This window comes from Mesorhizobium sp. M7A.F.Ca.CA.004.12.1.1, from assembly GCF_003997835.1.
In the GTDB taxonomy this organism is placed as follows: domain Bacteria; phylum Pseudomonadota; class Alphaproteobacteria; order Rhizobiales; family Rhizobiaceae; genus Mesorhizobium.
The window spans coordinates 1-15,876 of record NZ_RZRK01000039.1 but is presented as its reverse complement, the minus strand read 5'-3'; the positions used below and the strand labels follow the sequence as shown (position 1 = coordinate 15,876).

Sequence of the window (15,876 nt, the reverse complement as noted above, 5' to 3'; positions counted from 1 at the left end):
GCACACCAGGCTCGATGAGGTGTTGCCGCCCTATACAAATTGCGATGGGTGAGCGCACCGATCACGCTTGTCGCACACTTGAATCATGCATTCCGACTGCTTTCATATGTGCCCACAATTCGGTGGCGGCGCGAGGCCGAAAGTACGGAAAGCTTACAGGTCCCCAGGCAAACGGGATGCTGCAGTAGACAATGAGGTTCACGGATACCCCGGCGAACATCGCATGGTAGCGGTCGAAATGGTCGGCAGGAGAGCGGCAAAAACGGTTGTCGGCGGCGGCATCGCGGGAACGAAAAGAAGAGAAGGTGAACTTTCGTGTGCGATTTTTGCACACGGGCTCCAGTAACTATCTGATATTACTTATCTATCTGCCCCATCCAGGGGCTATGGCTATCCTAAACCTTTGATAATGTTGCATCTTCATAGCTTCAATAAAGTTTGGGCACGCGTCGCGTGAACGCTATCGCCTGCCATGACAGCCCCCGCCGCAAATCGGCCGAATGCCCTGGCCGGCGCGACGGCGTGCGGCGCCGAATACCTCAATCGCAGGGTAGCTTATAGGTCGACCTGGCCGGAAATGCCAACGCGTTATCTGCTTTCGATGCCTGGGCGGAGGACGGAAGCCTCCAGCTTCGTATGCCGGTGTCTACGCCAATGATGTGGCTAGGAGCCGGGGAGGCCAGCCCTCGACAGCATCTCAAGGAACCGGGAATGGTGATGATCCTTCACATAGCGCGGCACAAAGCCAGGGCAGACATTGCTCAGATTGAGATGCGGAAGTTGTGACAGGCAATGGTGGATGGCCCGGGACGCTTCTTCGTTGTTCCCGGTGGCCGACGCGGTCGCGGCCCAATAAAGGGCGCCGCGAACGAAGCCCGGCTTTGTCCTGACCACTTTGCGGGCGGCTTCGAGCGCCCGCTGGTTGTCTCCGCCAGCGAAGAGCGCCACAACCAGGCCGTGGTGGCGCCAGAAGTCGATGACATCGTGCGTTCCGAGCCGGATTGCTTCGTTGGCCTCACGCACCGCTTCGTCGACCTGTCCGCGCAATGCAAAGAGCATCGAAATATCGCCGTGGCCAGTCGGGTAGCTCGGGTTGAGGCTGATCGCGTGGCGGCATTCGGCGATCGCCTCGTCGATACGACCGCAACTTTCGAGAGCGAACGACAAGATACATCGAGCAATTTCATCGTCCGGTACCGCCCGCACCGCCGCTTCCGCAAGCTCGACCGCACGCTCGATCACCCCTCGCTCCCGAGGCAGTGCACCAAACGCCACGCCCATGGATATTACGATCGAGAGCGTCCGCTTTGCACGGGCGTTGTCGGGACCTATCGAGAAGGCCTTCTCGGCAAGCTCTATCCCGACCAAAAGTGAGTCCCGAGTCATCTCAAAATATTTCATGAGAGCTTCGTTGACCAGCCTGCGCACTTCAGGGGTACCCGGCGGGCTTTTGTCTCGAACCTTCCAGTTGGTCAGTTGAAGTTCGAGGATCACGGCAAGAACAACAGACTGTGCGATCCTGTCCTGGAATTCGAGCGCGTTCTCGGAGTGGCCGTCGAACTTCTGGGCCCAGACGTGGTGGCCGCCGGCGGCATCGACGAGCTGGACATTCACCCTCAACCCATTGCCGGATCTCTGGACACTGCCGCTGAGCATATATCGCGCCCGGAGTATCCCTGGCGTCTTGGCTTCTTCGCCCGGGCCGCTCTTCTCGGGCGGAAGCGCGGCGAGCACGACATAGTCGGCCACTTCGGAAAGGGCCGTCGTGATGTCCTGGACAAGTCCCTTGGCGAAAAAGTCATCGCCTTGCTTTCCAGTCAGATTGACGAAGTCGGCAACGCTGATGGACGGACGCCCAAGGCGCTGGCTGGCCGGAACACCACTTGTCGACTGCACATTTGAAGCGTCATCGGCGGCAAGCAACAGAGATTGCCAAAGCGCCCGCGTTTCAGGGCCGGCTTCGACGCCGAACTCCTTCTTCAGCATGCTTCTGCAGGCTTCGTATGTCCTGATTGCCCTGTCGCGTTGCCCGCATGCGAGCAGCAATTCCATCTTGAGCCGATAGGATTCTTCCCGTGTCGGTTCCATGGTCACAATACGATCGGCCAGGATCAGCCCGGCATCGGCGTCGACGAGACGGGCCAGTTTTTCGAAGGACTCAAGCGCGCGGCCGAGCAGCCTGTCGCGTTCCGATGTGATCCAGTCATCGAACGCATTGCTTCCCAGATAAAGCCCGTCGAGGAAGGGCCCGGTGTAGTTCGCCAAGGCCTTCGCGAGGTCCTGAGCGGAACGGGCCGAGAGACCCGTTTCGAACTTCTCCACGTCGACTTGAAAGGCCTCTGGCCTCAGGGCGATCAGCTCACCGCTGGAATGGATGAGATCCACCCCTTCTCGCGCCAGATCCTGGCGCAGGACACTGAGGGCTTGCCGAAGGCTGTTGCGCGAATGTTCGCCGTCGCTGTCGCCCCATAGGAGGTCAGCCAGCCTCTCCCGCGTCGCCGCCATGCCCGGACACCGGGCCAGATAGGCGATGATTGCCGGCCCTCGTTTCCCGGTCAGCCGAAGCGGACCGGTCGTTTCATTTTCAATCCGGAAACCGCCGAAGAGTGAGATTCTATTTGCAGCGCCCCTATCCTCACTTTGCATTTGCTATCCCAGCCTGACGAAATCCTAACTCAAAACTAACGCTTCGCAACAGTCGGCCTTCGCGCTCAAGCGCTGCCGTAACGGCAGGCTGTTTAGGCTTTGCTAAATTAAAGTGACCAAGTCAACGAAAGGCTTGGTTCGAGGGGGACGCGTGTCCAGGACAAGAGCCAATTTGCTGCTGCTATTCGCAGCCGCTTTGTGGGGCTTCGGCAATGTCTCGCAAAAGATGGTGCTTGTGCATCTCGACGCGCTGAGTGCGGTGGGTCTGCGCTGCCTGATCGGCGGCCTGCTTGTGTTGCCCTTTGTCTTGATGGAGAGGCGGCTTCCGCTCGGGCCGGACTATTTTTCCAGCTTGGCCAAGGTGTGCGCGCTGTTTGCCATCTCCATCACGCTCCAGCAGCTTTGCTATCTCGGCGCCTCCGTCACCAATGCGAGCTTCCTGGTCAGCACGGCAACGGTAATGACACCGCTGGCCGCCTGGTTTCTCGTAGGCGAACGTCCGACAGCGAGTCTCACGGTCGCCGCCGGGCTGACCGTTGTTGGAGCCCTGCTGTTGTCGGATGGGATTGCCGGGTTCAGCAGTGGCGATCTCACCGCTGTCCTCTCGGCTGCCTGCTATGCGCTCTGGGCAGTCGAGCTGGGCCGGCACATGCAGGTGCATGCGCGGCCGTTCACCGCAGCCGCGACACAGTTCTTCGGCGCCGCAGCCTTCGCCCTGCCGCTCGGCGCAATGCAAGGCAATCTGTCGTTGGCCGCCGCATTCGCAGCCGGCCCGGAACTGGCGATCCTCGGCGTGTTCTCCACTGCGATTGCTTTCGGCATACAGACGGTTGCCCTCCGCTTTACGCCGGCCAGCCACGCCGCCGTGATCGTCAGCGCAGAAAGCGTTTTCGGGGCGCTGGGCGCGGCGATCTTTCTCGGCGAGCGGAGCTCGTCCGCGAGCGCATTGGGTGCCGCCATCATTCTGGGTGCGATCCTGTCCGTGGCACTGTCGAACCGAGCGCCGCAGGCACGCACGTCCTTGCGAACCGCTTCGGTTCAATCCTTCGACGGGGCCCCTGCCTTTGCAGCTGCCGCCGCAAATTGGGCAGGCGATCGTCACCCCAACAATTCAGGTCCAGTGGAGGAATGTGATGACCCTTGCCGGTGATGCGAAACCTATTCCGGCCCCGGCTGCCGCCCGACACGGGGCCAGTGGCGTCGATCAGCCAGGCGGCGGTGGCCTTGCCGATGGCGGCAGGACTTGTCGTGGGGGCGCAGTGATGGACGCGCGGACGATCCTTCTTCCTATCGCACATTTGGTATCGGCGCTTCGCGCCCGCATGAAGGGACCGGGCGGCTATTACAACAGCGGTAACGCGCTCGGCCTCATTGTCGGTCTCGCCATCCAGATTGCCACCGCGCCGGTCGGCTTGCATGAGGGAAGCAGCGTCACCATGGCGGTGATCGAATATTTCGCTGGCAGCCATGGCACTGTTGCGCTGACCTTGACCACCCTGGTCTTCTTCTGGGGCGGCGAGGCCTATCACCGGGCCTGGGCAAGGCCGGATGCTCCCGATCCTGCCCTCAACCGTCTGGGCGACTTCCTGTCGGGCCTGGGGGCGATCGGGCTCGGCATTGCCCTGTTGCTGCTCGGCGATCCATTGCTTGCGGCGACCTCCGGCCTGCTGCATGCGCTCGGCAAATTCGGCAGCACCTTCCACAGGCCCGGCACGCCAATTCCGATGTGGCCGGCCGCTTGGCCCGATCCGTTCCGCAGTGCGGTGCTCGCCAGCCGGTTGCCTGCAATGCTGGCGACGACAGTGGCCCTCGGCCGTGCTTTGCCTGAGGTCTGGTCGGGCGGCTCCTTCGCGGCCCTCGCCATGCCACTGACCTTGCTCGGCTGTTATCTCTTGTGGACCAAGGCCGATCTGCTGCTGTTCGGCGTGGGTACCAAGGCGATCCGCCAGATTTCCACATGTTGAGCCCGCTTTTTGAAACGACCGGATGTCGAGATGGAGAATGACATGTTTGGCAGTGTATATCATCAGGACGCCGGCCCCCTATCCTTTCGCGAACGGGTGCGGGCGACAGGTTGGGGCATTCTGACGTCGGCCGGTTCAATCTCGAGAGTGACAGGGATACTTGCAGTTTCGATGTTTTGGGCGATCTCTGCCCATGCCGCGAACGTTGACGTCGCTATCGTGTTCGCGGTCGATTTCTCGTCGTCGATCGATCCGAAGATCGCCGATATGCAACGCGAGGGACATGCCGCGGCACTCACCTCGCCAGAGATCATCGCCGCCATCAGCCGGAATTATGTCGGCTGCATCGGCGTTGCCTATTTTGAATGGTCGAGCCCCGGACACGCACGCGTCGTGCTGCCGTGGACAAGCATCTGCGGACTGGAAGATGCCAAAGCGGCGGCTGCGGTGATCAGCAGGAAAGGCGATACCGGCTTCATCCGCAGAGGGCGAGGCGGAACATCCGTTTCCTCGGCTATCGACATCGGCAGTCTCCTGCTCGACCAGTTTCCGGGAAAGGCGGCCAAGAAAGTCATCGATATCTCCTCCAATGGCGAGAACAACGACGGGCTTCCCGTCCAGCCGAGCAGGTCGAACGCCATAGCCAAGGGATATACGATCAATGCCATCGCCATCCCGACGGAGGATGAGAATCCCGACGAACCTCTGGCATCCTATTTTGCCAGATCGGTCATTGGCGGTTCCCAGGCCTTCGTCATGACGCCGAAGGGGCCAGACGACTACACGATGGCGCTTCGCCGCAAGCTCGTGACTGAAGTAAGCATGAACGACGAGCGTCCGCTGTGAAAGTGTGCCACGCAAGACGAACTTTCGACCCGCCAGACCGAGCGCATTGCACAACAAGACCCGCCCCGCTGCAGCGCGAGACCTTGTAGGTCCGTCAGGACAACAGCCTATCGCCGCAACGCGTGCACCCTTGCCTCGCCTTCGCCGGGCACCGGCAACGCCATGTCGTCATCGAGAAGGCGCGTGATGCGGGCAAAGCCGGTGAACGCTTTCCTTGCTTCCTCGGCCGACATCTGGCCCGACAAGGCGGCCGAGCAACAATTCAGCGCGCACTGATAAACCGGACCGCGCCGTCCCGTCGGCCACTTCCGCAAGAACATCATGGCTTCGGCAACACTATCGATTTCTTCCGCAGGGTGTCCCTGCCCGCGCGAAATCCGCACGGGCGAAAAGAAATGCAATTGATCCATCGTTTCCTCCCGGTCGACCGCAATGCGCTCGATCGAACCCCACCAAACGCGCCAACAGCCGGTTGGTTCCAGATAAAGAATGGAGTCTTTTAGAAATCTGTCAGGCGAAGGCGATCACCCGTGCGGTGGTGAGTGTCGCCTACATTGTCGGGAAGTGGCAGGCGACTTTGCGACCGGGTCGGTATTCCCGTAACTGTGGCCGCTCCGAACGGCAGCGCTCCGCCGCGATTGGGCATCGGGGATGGAAACGGCAGCCCGTTGGAGGGTTCAGAGGGCTCGGTACGTCGCCGGTGAGGATGATGCGCTTGCGCGTCCCACCCGGCGTCGTCTCCACGACGGGAACCGCCGAAATCAGCGCCTGGCTATAGGGATGGGCCGGTGCTGCAAACACGTCTTCCGCCGGCCCTTCTTCGACGATCGAGCCGAGATACATGACCGCTATGCGGGTCGACACCTGGCGCACCACCGACAGGTCGTGGGCGATGAAGATGTACGTGAGATTGAGCTTCTCCTGCAGATCGGCAAGCAGGTTGACGATTTGTGCCTGCACCGACACGTCGAGCGCGGAGACGGGTTCGTCCAGGACCACGAGGTCCGGGTTCAGGGCAATAGCCCGCGCGATGCCGACGCGCTGGCGTTGTCCGCCGGAAAATTCGTGCGGAAACCGCATGACGTGATCCGGCAGCAAGCCGACAAGGTCGAACAGTTCCGCCACGCGTTTGGTGATCTCGCTCGACGAGAGCCTGCCATGGATGCGCAGCGGCTCGGCCACCAGGTCGCCGACGCGCCGGCGCGGATTGAGCGACGCCGACGGGTCCTGGAAAACCATTTGCAGGCGGCGCCGCAGCGGCCTGAGTTCGGACAGCGACTTGGAGGTTATGTCGTTGCCTTCGAACAGAAGCTCGCCGTCCGATATGTCGTAGAGCCTCACCAGGCAACGCGCCAGCGTGGACTTGCCGCATCCGGATTCGCCGACCAGCCCGACCGTCTCGCCGCGCCACACGGTCAGGGAAACATTGTCGACCGCATGAACGGTTCGCTTGCCTTCGGCGGAGAAACGGCTGCCGATGGAAAAGCGCTTGCCCAGCGAACGCGTCTCGAGGATTGGGCGGTTCTTGTCGATCATCGGTCCGCTCATGCCTGTGCCACCCTGAAGCATGCCGCGGCATGGGTGCCGCTCCCGAGGTCGGGCTTGCCGGCCTGGCAGGGCTCGTAGTGAACCGGGCACCGCGGACCGAACGCACAGCCCTGCGGCAATCGCAGCATTGACGGCGGCGAACCGGGAATGGCCGGCAAGCGCCGTGGTTTTTCGCCGGTCAGCGGCGGGATCGAACCCAGCAGCGCGCGCGTATAGGGGTGTCGTGGATCGGAAAACAGTTCCATGCGACTGCCGCGCTCCACCACGCGGCCGGCATACATGACCATGACCCGGTCGGCGAGTTCGGAGACCACGCCCATGTCATGTGTGATGAAGACGACCGCCGACTTGTGCGTCGCGCGCAGCTTGCGCACCAGATCGAGAATGCCGGCCTGTACGGTGACGTCGAGCGCCGTGGTCGGTTCGTCAGCCACCAGAAGCGCCGGATTGCAGGACAAAGCCATTGCGATCACCGCCCGTTGACGCATGCCTCCGGACAGTTGGTGCGGGTAGCGCGACATCGCCTCGTGCGGGTTGGGAAAATTCACCTCGGCCAGCAGTTCCTCCACGCGCTCCATCGCCTTGGACTTGCTGATGTTGCGATGCGCGCGAATCTGTTCGGCGATCTGCCAGCCGATCGTGTAGACAGGCGTCAGCGCCGTCATCGGATCCTGGAAGATCATCGCGATCTCGTTGCCGCGCAGCCGCCTGAGCTCGCGCGCGGGCAGTCCCACGAGTTCGCGGCCTTTGTAGCGGATCGACCCTTCGATGGTGGCGTTGGGATCGGTGATGAGACCCATGACGGCCAGCAGCGACACGGTCTTGCCGGAACCGGACTCACCGACGACGCCGAGGATTTCGCTCTCCTTAAGGTCGAAGGAAACGCCATCGATGGCCCGCACCAGGCCATCATTTGTGCGGAAGGAAACTCTGAGGTCGCGCACCGACAGTATCATGATGTCCTCAGGCGCGGATCGAGAAGGATGTAGACGAAATCGACGACCGCATTGGCGATAACCACGAACATGGACGCATACATCACCGTCGCCATGATCATCGGCAGATCGAGATTCTGCAGAGCGTCATAAGTGAGCTTGCCGATGCCGTGCAGCCCGAACACCACCTCCGTCAGCAGGGCTGAGCCTCCGACCAGCGCACCGAAGTCCAGGCCGAACAGAGTGACGAATGCGATGAGCGACGTGCGCAAGGCATGGCGCAGCAGGATGCGGGTCTCCGACAGCCCCTTGGCCCGGGCCGTGCGGATATAGTCTTCCTGCAGGGATTCGATGATTGCCGCGCGCAGCACGCGCCCGTAAATACCGATATAGAGAATGGACAGTGTGATCCACGGAATGACCAGGGTCAGGAACCAGCCCTTCGGATCGTCGGAGAAATTCTTGTAGCCGAGCGGCGGCACCCAGGAGAACGCCCAGCTGTCGTGGTAGCGGCTCTGGGTGATCAGGTTCATCACCTCGCCCAGCCAGTAGACCGGCATGGAAATGCCGAGCAGCCCTAGCGCCATCAGCAGCTTGTCCAGCCAGCTGCCGCGCGTGGCGGCGGCGGCGATGCCGATGACGATGGAGACGACCACCCACAGGATCGCCGCTCCGAACACCAGCGAGAGCGTGACCGGGATCGAATCCATGACCGCCGGCACCACCTTCCAGCCACGATTGACGAAGGAGGTCAGATCGCCGGTGACGAAGATCTTCTCCATCATCGTCACATATTGCACGTAGAGCGGCCGGTCGAAGCCGAAGCTGTGGCGTACCGCCTCCAGCACTTCGGGCGATGCATTGCGGCCGGCGATGCGCGCAGCCGGGTCGGCGCCCGGCGTTGCGAAGAAAATCAAGAAAACGATGACCGAGATGCCGAACATCACGAACAGCATCTGGCCGAACCGGCGCAGGATTGCGTAGATCATCAGTCGCGCCCCAGCCGAACCTTGGAGCGCGGATCGAGCGCGTCGCGCAGGCCGTCGCCGAAGACATTGAGCGCCATGACGGAAACCGCGATCGCCAGGCCCGGCACCAGCGCCACCAATGGCCTGGTGTAAAGCAGCGCCTGTCCGTCCTGGATGATGGTGCCCCAGCTCGCGGCCGGCGGCTGCACGCCGATCGAAAGGAAGGAAAGGGCTGATTCGGTAAGCATGTTCAGCGCCATCATCAGCGGCACGAAGACGATTAGCGTGGTGGTGACGTTGGGCAGGATGTCGCGCCACAGGATGCGCCACCCCGGCACGCCCAGATTGATCGCGGCCAGCACGAACTCGCTCTTGCGCAGCGCCAGAACCTGCCCGCGTATTGGGCGGGCCACGTAGGGCACGTAGACGATGCCGATGATGATGACAGGCAGCCACAAACTGCCGGACTCGATCTGGATCGGTCCGATCGTGATGCCATGCGCGATGGTGACGATGGAGAGCGAAATCGCCAGCAGATAGATGGGGAACGCCCACAGTATGTCGAGGAAGCGCGACAGCACCGTGTCGGTGACGCCGCCGAAATAGCCGGCGATCAATCCCGCCGCCGTGCCCAGGATCAGGGTGAAGATGGTGGCTGCTCCGGAGATCAGCAACGAGCTCAGCCCGCCATAGAGCATCCTGGCCATGACATCGCGCCCCTGGCTGTCGGCGCCGAGGAAATAATTGCCCAGCCGCCAGGTCGGGCCGAGCGGTGTGTAACCAAGCCCTAGCCCTTCCGTCGACTGTTCCATCACCGGAACGTCGGCACCGTCGATCTGGACGACGGCGTCGAGCGTCGAGGCGAAGGGGTCCACGCCTGCCCATTTTGCATAAAGAGGCGCACTGAGGCAGGCAAGGACGATGAGGAGGAACACGGCCAGCGACGCCATGGCAGCCCTGTCCCTTGCCAGCTTCGCAAACGCGACGGCCCAGGGCCCTCGCGTCTTGCGCGGCGCGGCGACAGCTACGTTCGACACGGACGTGCCCCTCCGCGGTTCGTTACTGCACCCAGGCCATCACTGCACCCAGGATTGGGTGATCATCCAGTTGAACTGACGGTTGAACTTGAAATTGCCAAGACGTTTGCTGACAAAGTCAAGCCGCTTCGGCGTGAAGAGGCCGACGGCAGGTGCCTTGTCGGTGACCTGCCTGTCGATTTCAGCCCACATTTTGTCGGCGGCTTTCTGATCGGTGACGCCGAGGTCCAATGCCTTTTGCATCTTGGCGTCGATTTCCTTGTCGCAGAAGCCGGCGATGTTGATCGACGCGTCCGAACCTTCGCGGAAGGAGGCACAGCTGAACAGGATGTTCAGGAAGTCCGAAGCCGCCGGATAGTCCTTGTACCACTGGGTGACGGACATCTGCACCTTGTTGTTGGTGTTCTGGATGTAGGTGAACTGGATGTTCGACGAGATCGGCTTGACGTCGGCGACATAGCCGATGCTGGTCAGCACGCTCTGCAGATAGACGCCGATGGACCGCGAAATGGCGGTGTCCTCGACGATGATGGTCACCTTCTGACCCTTGGTGCCGGAGTCCTCGACGAACTGCTTTGCCTTGTCGAGGTCAGGGGCCGACCATTTGGCGCCCGGATTCTTGGTGAAGGGGCAATAGTCTTCATGGCCGGGGAAGTCCGGGGGCAGGACCTGACAGACCGGCGAGGCCAGCACCTTTCCGCCGAACAGCTTGACCAGCGTGTTGCGATCGATCGCATAGGCAACGGCCTGGCGGGCTTTTTCATTGTCGAAGGGTGCGAGACGGTTGCTCAGCGGCGCGTACCACCAAGCCGAAAGCGGTGAGATGTGCAGCTGGTCCATGGACTTGCTGCCCAGTTCGCCCAGGCGATCGCTGGGCAGAGCGTCGAACATCCAGTCCGCTTCGCCGTTCTGGATCGCGGTGACGGCTGCCTCTTCGGACAGGCCGAAATCATATTGGACGACATCCGGATAGCCGTCCGGCTGGGCTTCTTCGCTCCACTGCTTGAAATTTGGGTTGCGGGAAACCGTCATGCCCTTGTTCGGGTCGAAGGCGGAGATCATGTACGCGCCGGTGCTGGGAATGGGCTTGGAGCCCATGTCTTCGGCGGGCGTGTCCGCCGGCAGGACCACGGCATGCGGCAAGGCGAGCTTGTAGAGCAGCTCGGCATCCGGCTTGGTGATGTTGATGGTGATGGTGCCGGCCGCTTCGTCGCCGACAACGCCGCCTTCCAGCGTGCAGCTCTTGGTGTCGGCCAGGCATTTGTCGGCACCGACGATGCCGGCATAGAACGTGCCGGAGGTGGGTCCGGAAACCTTGAAGATGCGCTGGAAAGAAGCGACGACGTCCTTCACGCCAAGATCCTGGCCACTGGAGAACTTGATGCCCTTGCGCAGCTTGAAGGTGAAGGTCTTGCCGTCATTGCTGACCTGCGGCAACGCCTCGGCCAGATCGGGAACGATGGTGAAGCCGTCCATACCCTCGGCCTTGCGGAAGGCTACCAGGCCGTCATAGATCGGCTGGTACATCTGCCAGCCCTGGTCCGTGTAATTGATGTGCGGATCGAGCGTTCCGGCCGCGGAGCGGGCCAGCAGGCGGATGGTGCCGCCTCGGTGCTCCTTGAGATATTCGGCCTGTGCCGGGGCCAGCCATGTACCGGCCAGCAATGCCGCGGCTGTTGCCGCCAGAAGCAGTTTCTTCATGTCTTCATTCCCCTTTTCTTCAATTGTCGTTGTGGTCCAGGAAGTCTCCCACCACCCGCATGCACGCATCTTGCTCTTCGACATGCGGCATGTGGCTGGAATGCTCGAATATCTCCCAGCGAGACCCCTTGATGCCGTCCTTGTAGGGCTGCACGGTCGCGGGCGTGGCCTCGTCGTGACGTCCGGAGATGATCAGAGTAGGAACATCGATGGCCGGCAGACGGTCGACGATGCTCCAATTCTTCAGCGTTCCGATGACATGGAATTCGTTTGGCCCATTCATCAGATTATAGACGGTCGGATTGCGCACGACCTGGGCGAAACTTTCCGTGACTTCGGACGGGAAAGGCACGACCCGGCAGACATGCCGCTCGTAGAACACCATCGTCGCCGCCTGGTACGCCGCATCGCCCGTCGTGCCGGCCTGCTCGTGCCGGGTCAGTGTCTCCTGCACATCCGCGGGTAGGTCGGCACGCAACCGGTTGGCCTCTTCGACCCACAGTTTCATGGAAGCCGGCGAGTTGGCGATGGTCAGCGACTTCAGGCCCTGCGGCCGCGTCACGGCATATTCGGCGCCCAGCATGCCGCCCCAGCTCTGGCCGAGGACGTGGAAGCCCGTCCGAATGCCGAGATGGTCGACCAGGTTTTCAAGCTCGTCGATGAACAGCCCAGGTGTCCAGAAATCGGCGCCTTTCTCAGGCAGCAAGGTGGAATTGCCGCAGCCCAACTGGTCGTAGTGGATGACGGCGCGATCCCTTCGCGCAAGAAGCTTGTAGGCATCGACATAGTTGTGAGCGACGCCTGGGCCGCCATGCAGGATCACCACAGGCGCCTTTTCGCCACCGAGTTCGCCACTGACCCGATACCAGGTCTCGTAGGCGTCGAAAGCGGCCCGTCCTTCCATGCCTATGATCTCAGATGACATCCCAGTTCCCAGTGCGGTTGAAGGCATCTTGTATTTGTCCGTGACGGCAGGCGCCCTAACTCATGTTGCGGGTGACCTGCACCCACTCTTCCAGCATCTGCACGCCAAATGCCGTGGCGCCTTGCCTGCCCAGAGGCCGATCGGTGTCGGTCAGTTCCTTGCTGGCGATGTCGAGATGCACCCAGGGGCGGTCTTCCGTGAAGTGACGCAGGAAGGCCGCCGCATAGGGAGCGTCGCCGTCTTCCATGTCCTTGGCATGATGCCTGAGGTCCGCGAACGGCGATTGCAGACCCTCATCATAGGCCCGGTCGAGCGGCAGCCGCCAGAACCGCTCGCCGACCGTTTCTCCGGCCGCGATCATCTGTGAAGCGATGGCATCGTCGGTGCTGAATAGGCCTGCGAATATCGACCCCAGGCCACGCGTCACCGAATAGGTCAGCGTCGCCAGATCGACGATCACCGAAGGGTTGAAGCGCGTGGCTGCATAGTAGAGGCAGTCGGCCAGAAGCAGGCGTCCCTCCGCATCCGTGTCGAACACTTCCACTGTCTGTCCCGAGGCCGTGGTGATGATGTCGCGCGGTTTGAGCGCGGTGCCCGATGGCATGTTCTCGGCGATGCCGAGAACACCGACAACGTGTACCGGGCTGCCTTGCCGGGCGAGCGCGATCAGCAGGCCGACCACAGCCGCCGCTCCGCCCATGTCGGCTTTCATGTCGAACATCTGCGCTCCGCCCTTGATGCAGAGGCCTCCCGAATCGAAGCAGACGCCTTTGCCGACGAAAGCGAGTGGTTGGGCGGGAGCACCCTTGCCGCGGTAGCGCAGGACAGCGACCCGTGGCGGACGCGCCGAGCCCGACCCAACGGCGAGGAGCGCGTTCATGCCGAGCTCCTTCAGTTGCGCGGCATCGAGCATTTCGATGTCGATGCCGGCTTCACGCAGCGGCTCCAGATGATCATGGAAATTGTCGGGGTGGAGATGGTTTGGCGGCAGGTTGACCAAGGTGCGTGCATATTCGACGCCGTCGGCGATTGCATTGATCCGCGTCAGCGCCGCGGTCAGATCCGTGCCGCCGGCTCCGACCAGTTTCACCCGCAAGGTTCGATCCGCCCCCGCGCCTTGCCGCCGGTTGCGCATGTCGAAACGATAGCGGCGCAGCCGCATGCCAAGCGCGACACGCGCCAGGATTTCGGCGCCGGATAGTTCAATGCCAGCGATGGGGTCCAGGACCAGAGTGGCCGCGCATTCCCCCTTGCCTTCCAGATGTGCGGCAAGCAGACCGCCGGCGCGCGCCAACGAGAGGGTGGTTACGGCTTCGGCTTTGCCCAAGGCCAGGACGACCACACGCTTGGTCGATACTGTTTGCGGGGCGATGAGATCGATGCAGGTGCCGGATTCGGCCAAGGCGGCCGGGTCGGAGCAAGCACGTGACACGATCCCGCTCATCTCAGCGTCCAGAGCCGCTGCCCGGGGACCAAAGCTTGGTTGGGCAGTTTGCAAAATCACGACGACGGAGGTTTCCGCGGAAATCTCGTCCGCAGCTTCGAAGACCGGCGCTGGCGATTGAGGCATAGGCTGGCGCTCTCTCCAATTGCGGCGATACCGAGCAAAGCTTCGCTCTCCACCGGTGAGACTGGTCAAGCCGGTCTCAGCCGTCGATGGTATAGTGCCGGTCCCCAAACAGTCGCTTTCTTGAGACGACTTAATTGCTCTTGTCTTCTGGGTATCCCCTAAGGGGGCAGGCGATCAAACGCGAATTCTGCCCATGTCGATTGACAAAAACTCAACTGACAATTCATGATCGGCCAATGGCCCTTCCCTCACTCAATGGCATGCGCGCTTTCGAGGCTGCCGCTCGCCTCGGCAGCGTCAAGGACGCGGCGGAAGAACTGCATCTGACACCCTCGGCTGTCAGTCGCCACATCCGCGCGCTTGAACAAAATCTTGGCCAGGACCTGTTCGAACGCGGTTTTCGCCAGATAACGCCAACCATCAGGGGCTCCTACTATGCGCGCAGCCTCTCGGAGGCGTTCGAAGCCATCTGGCGCGCCACCGATGACGTCAGCCTCTCGGACGGCTCGCGCCACGGCAAGATCCAACGGGTCCGGGTCTTGTGCGTGCCCACCGTTCTGAACCTTTGGCTGGCGGACCGGTTGCCGAACTTTCGCCGGTTGCATCCGTCGGTGGATTTGGAGATCTCCACTTCAGGCAAGCGCGCCAACTTCGATTTGGCCATTGTCGACGAGTTCGTCTACAAGGCCGGCCCGGCTTTGACGCTGCTGATCCCGCTGCTTTTGACCCCGGTCTGTGCGCCTTCGCTTTTGGAGGGGCCTGTGCCGCTGCGATCGCCGGCCGATCTGGTCAATCATCATCTGATCCATGAATGCGAAACCATGAGATGGAAGCGTTGGCTGGAGCAGGAAGGCGTTCTGGAAACGACGCCAAAATCCAGCACAACACTGGATGATTGTACGCTCATCATGCGCGAAGCGATCAATGGCGCCGGAATAGCGCTTGCGGACACGATAATGGCGCAAGATTTTCTGCAGCAAGGCAAACTGGTCGCGCCGTTCCATGTCCGCCACACCTATCCGGCCGGCATTTACCTGCATCAGCGTCGCAGCATCGGCAACAAACCAGGCACCGGCCTGTTTCAGGATTGGCTGCTCGCTGAAGTCGCGGACCACAAGCAGGTGATGGCCATCGCTTAGGGCCCCCTACCGAAGATGTCGGCAGCCACCGCTTCACATTGGAATCCCAGCGTCGAACTTCGAATCATCCGTGCCGGGTTCAGCGATGACCCACCATCGCCTTGCATCGATAATCGCAGTTCTCATTGAATATCTTTAAGGCCAAAGCCGGCAAATAGGTTGCTTGTCGGTTCCCCTGCGGCAGGCTTAACCTGCACGCGGTCAACGCGTGAGGGCGCGTGCTGCAAAAGGGGAACATTGCCATGACGATACAGGGTGCTTCACCTGATCTGTACAACGAGGATCTGGCTCCGGCCAAAGTTCGAAACTGGGGACCATTCTCGATCTTCAACGTCTGGACGTCGGACGTCCACAGCCTTTGGGGCTACTATCTGGCCGCTAGCCTGTTTCTGTTCTGCGGCGGCTTCGTCAACTTCATCATCGCCATCGGTATCGGCTCGCTGATCATCTATGTGCTGATGAATATGGTCGGCTATGCCGGAGTGAAGACGGGCGTGCCCTACCCCGTGCTTGCCCGCGCCTCTTTCGGCATCTGGGGTGCGAACATACCGGCACTGGTGCGCGCCATCGTCGCCTGTTTCTGGTACGGCGCGCACC

14 protein-coding genes are annotated in these 15,876 nt (G+C 61.6%); 5 read left to right on the top strand and 9 right to left on the bottom strand.

The genetic code is table 11. The features are described 5' to 3' along the window. Positions 1–663 precede the first annotated feature (663 nt). A complete protein-coding gene (locus EN984_RS03835; RefSeq protein WP_127270355.1) occupies positions 664–2,646 on the bottom strand; it encodes a BTAD domain-containing putative transcriptional regulator in 1,983 nt (660 codons plus the stop codon). A gap of 151 nt (positions 2,647–2,797) precedes the next feature. Between EN984_RS03835 and EN984_RS03830 the strand changes: the two genes are divergently transcribed. The 3 genes from EN984_RS03830 (at position 2,798) to EN984_RS03820 (ending at position 5,456) form a co-directional block, all read left to right on the top strand. After that, positions 2,798–3,796 (top strand): DMT family transporter, encoded by a 999-nt coding sequence (locus tag EN984_RS03830; RefSeq protein WP_127267725.1) that lies wholly within the window; start codon positions 2,798–2,800, stop codon positions 3,794–3,796. A gap of 172 nt (positions 3,797–3,968) precedes the next feature. Then, positions 3,969–4,610, top strand: a complete 642-nt coding sequence (locus EN984_RS03825; RefSeq protein WP_245480024.1) for a hypothetical protein — start codon at positions 3,969–3,971, stop codon at positions 4,608–4,610. A gap of 42 nt (positions 4,611–4,652) precedes the next feature. Next, the gene (locus tag EN984_RS03820) at positions 4,653–5,456 is read left to right on the top strand and encodes a DUF1194 domain-containing protein (RefSeq protein ID WP_127267727.1); all 804 of its coding nucleotides are present in this window, start codon (positions 4,653–4,655) and stop codon (positions 5,454–5,456) included. 107 nt (positions 5,457–5,563) lie between these two features. Here EN984_RS03820 and EN984_RS03815 read toward each other — a convergent pair whose 3' ends face one another. The 8 genes from EN984_RS03815 to EN984_RS03780 form a co-directional block, all read right to left on the bottom strand. Then, positions 5,564–5,866, bottom strand: a complete 303-nt coding sequence (locus EN984_RS03815) for a DUF982 domain-containing protein (protein ID WP_127267728.1) — start codon at positions 5,864–5,866, stop codon at positions 5,564–5,566. A 139-nt stretch (positions 5,867–6,005) separates the two neighbouring features. After that, positions 6,006–7,004, bottom strand: coding sequence for a dipeptide ABC transporter ATP-binding protein (locus EN984_RS03810; protein ID WP_236383054.1), 999 nt, complete (start codon positions 7,002–7,004; stop codon positions 6,006–6,008). Then, positions 7,001–7,960, bottom strand: coding sequence for an ABC transporter ATP-binding protein (locus EN984_RS03805; protein WP_127267729.1), 960 nt, complete (start codon positions 7,958–7,960; stop codon positions 7,001–7,003). The genes EN984_RS03810 and EN984_RS03805 overlap by 4 nt, the downstream gene beginning before the upstream one ends. After that, a complete protein-coding gene (locus EN984_RS03800) occupies positions 7,957–8,928 on the bottom strand; it encodes an ABC transporter permease (protein WP_127267730.1) in 972 nt (323 codons plus the stop codon). Before EN984_RS03800 ends, EN984_RS03805 begins: the two co-directional genes overlap by 4 nt. Next, on the bottom strand, positions 8,928–9,944 hold the full coding sequence (locus EN984_RS03795; protein WP_127267731.1) for an ABC transporter permease: 1,017 nt from the start codon (positions 9,942–9,944) through the stop codon (positions 8,928–8,930). Before EN984_RS03795 ends, EN984_RS03800 begins: the two co-directional genes overlap by 1 nt. A gap of 39 nt (positions 9,945–9,983) precedes the next feature. Beyond that, positions 9,984–11,645 (bottom strand): ABC transporter substrate-binding protein, encoded by a 1,662-nt coding sequence (locus EN984_RS03790; RefSeq protein WP_127383634.1) that lies wholly within the window; start codon positions 11,643–11,645, stop codon positions 9,984–9,986. A 19-nt stretch (positions 11,646–11,664) separates the two neighbouring features. Further along, positions 11,665–12,570, bottom strand: a complete 906-nt coding sequence (locus tag EN984_RS03785; protein WP_127268711.1) for a proline iminopeptidase-family hydrolase — start codon at positions 12,568–12,570, stop codon at positions 11,665–11,667. Between the two features lie 55 nt (positions 12,571–12,625). Continuing rightward, a complete protein-coding gene (locus EN984_RS03780) occupies positions 12,626–14,140 on the bottom strand; it encodes a leucyl aminopeptidase (protein ID WP_127268712.1) in 1,515 nt (504 codons plus the stop codon). 236 nt (positions 14,141–14,376) lie between these two features. Here EN984_RS03780 and EN984_RS03775 point away from each other — a divergent pair, with 236 nt between their 5' ends. Beyond that, positions 14,377–15,279, top strand: a complete 903-nt coding sequence (locus EN984_RS03775) for a LysR family transcriptional regulator (RefSeq protein ID WP_127268713.1) — start codon at positions 14,377–14,379, stop codon at positions 15,277–15,279. A 242-nt stretch (positions 15,280–15,521) separates the two neighbouring features. Continuing rightward, on the top strand, positions 15,522–15,876 hold a 355-nt coding region (locus tag EN984_RS03770; RefSeq protein WP_206517398.1), incomplete at its 3' end, for a cytosine permease.

Excerpts from the sequence above, each read along its gene's own strand:
- EN984_RS03835 (WP_127270355.1), bottom strand. The coding sequence starts at position 2,646 with ATGCAAAGTGAGGATAGGGGCGCTGCAAATAGAATCTCACTCTTCGGC.
- EN984_RS03825 (WP_245480024.1), top strand. The coding sequence starts at position 3,969 with ATGAAGGGACCGGGCGGCTATTACAACAGCGGTAACGCGCTCGGCCTC.
- EN984_RS03820 (WP_127267727.1), top strand. The coding sequence starts at position 4,653 with ATGTTTGGCAGTGTATATCATCAGGACGCCGGCCCCCTATCCTTTCGC.
- EN984_RS03815 (WP_127267728.1), bottom strand. The coding sequence starts at position 5,866 with ATGGATCAATTGCATTTCTTTTCGCCCGTGCGGATTTCGCGCGGGCAG.
- EN984_RS03810 (WP_236383054.1), bottom strand. The coding sequence starts at position 7,004 with ATGAGCGGACCGATGATCGACAAGAACCGCCCAATCCTCGAGACGCGT.
- EN984_RS03805 (WP_127267729.1), bottom strand. The coding sequence starts at position 7,960 with ATGATACTGTCGGTGCGCGACCTCAGAGTTTCCTTCCGCACAAATGAT.
- EN984_RS03800 (WP_127267730.1), bottom strand. The coding sequence starts at position 8,928 with ATGATCTACGCAATCCTGCGCCGGTTCGGCCAGATGCTGTTCGTGATG.
- EN984_RS03790 (WP_127383634.1), bottom strand. The coding sequence starts at position 11,645 with ATGAAGAAACTGCTTCTGGCGGCAACAGCCGCGGCATTGCTGGCCGGT.
- EN984_RS03785 (WP_127268711.1), bottom strand. The coding sequence starts at position 12,570 with ATGTCATCTGAGATCATAGGCATGGAAGGACGGGCCGCTTTCGACGCC.
- EN984_RS03780 (WP_127268712.1), bottom strand. The coding sequence starts at position 14,140 with ATGCCTCAATCGCCAGCGCCGGTCTTCGAAGCTGCGGACGAGATTTCC.
- EN984_RS03775 (WP_127268713.1), top strand. The coding sequence starts at position 14,377 with ATGGCCCTTCCCTCACTCAATGGCATGCGCGCTTTCGAGGCTGCCGCT.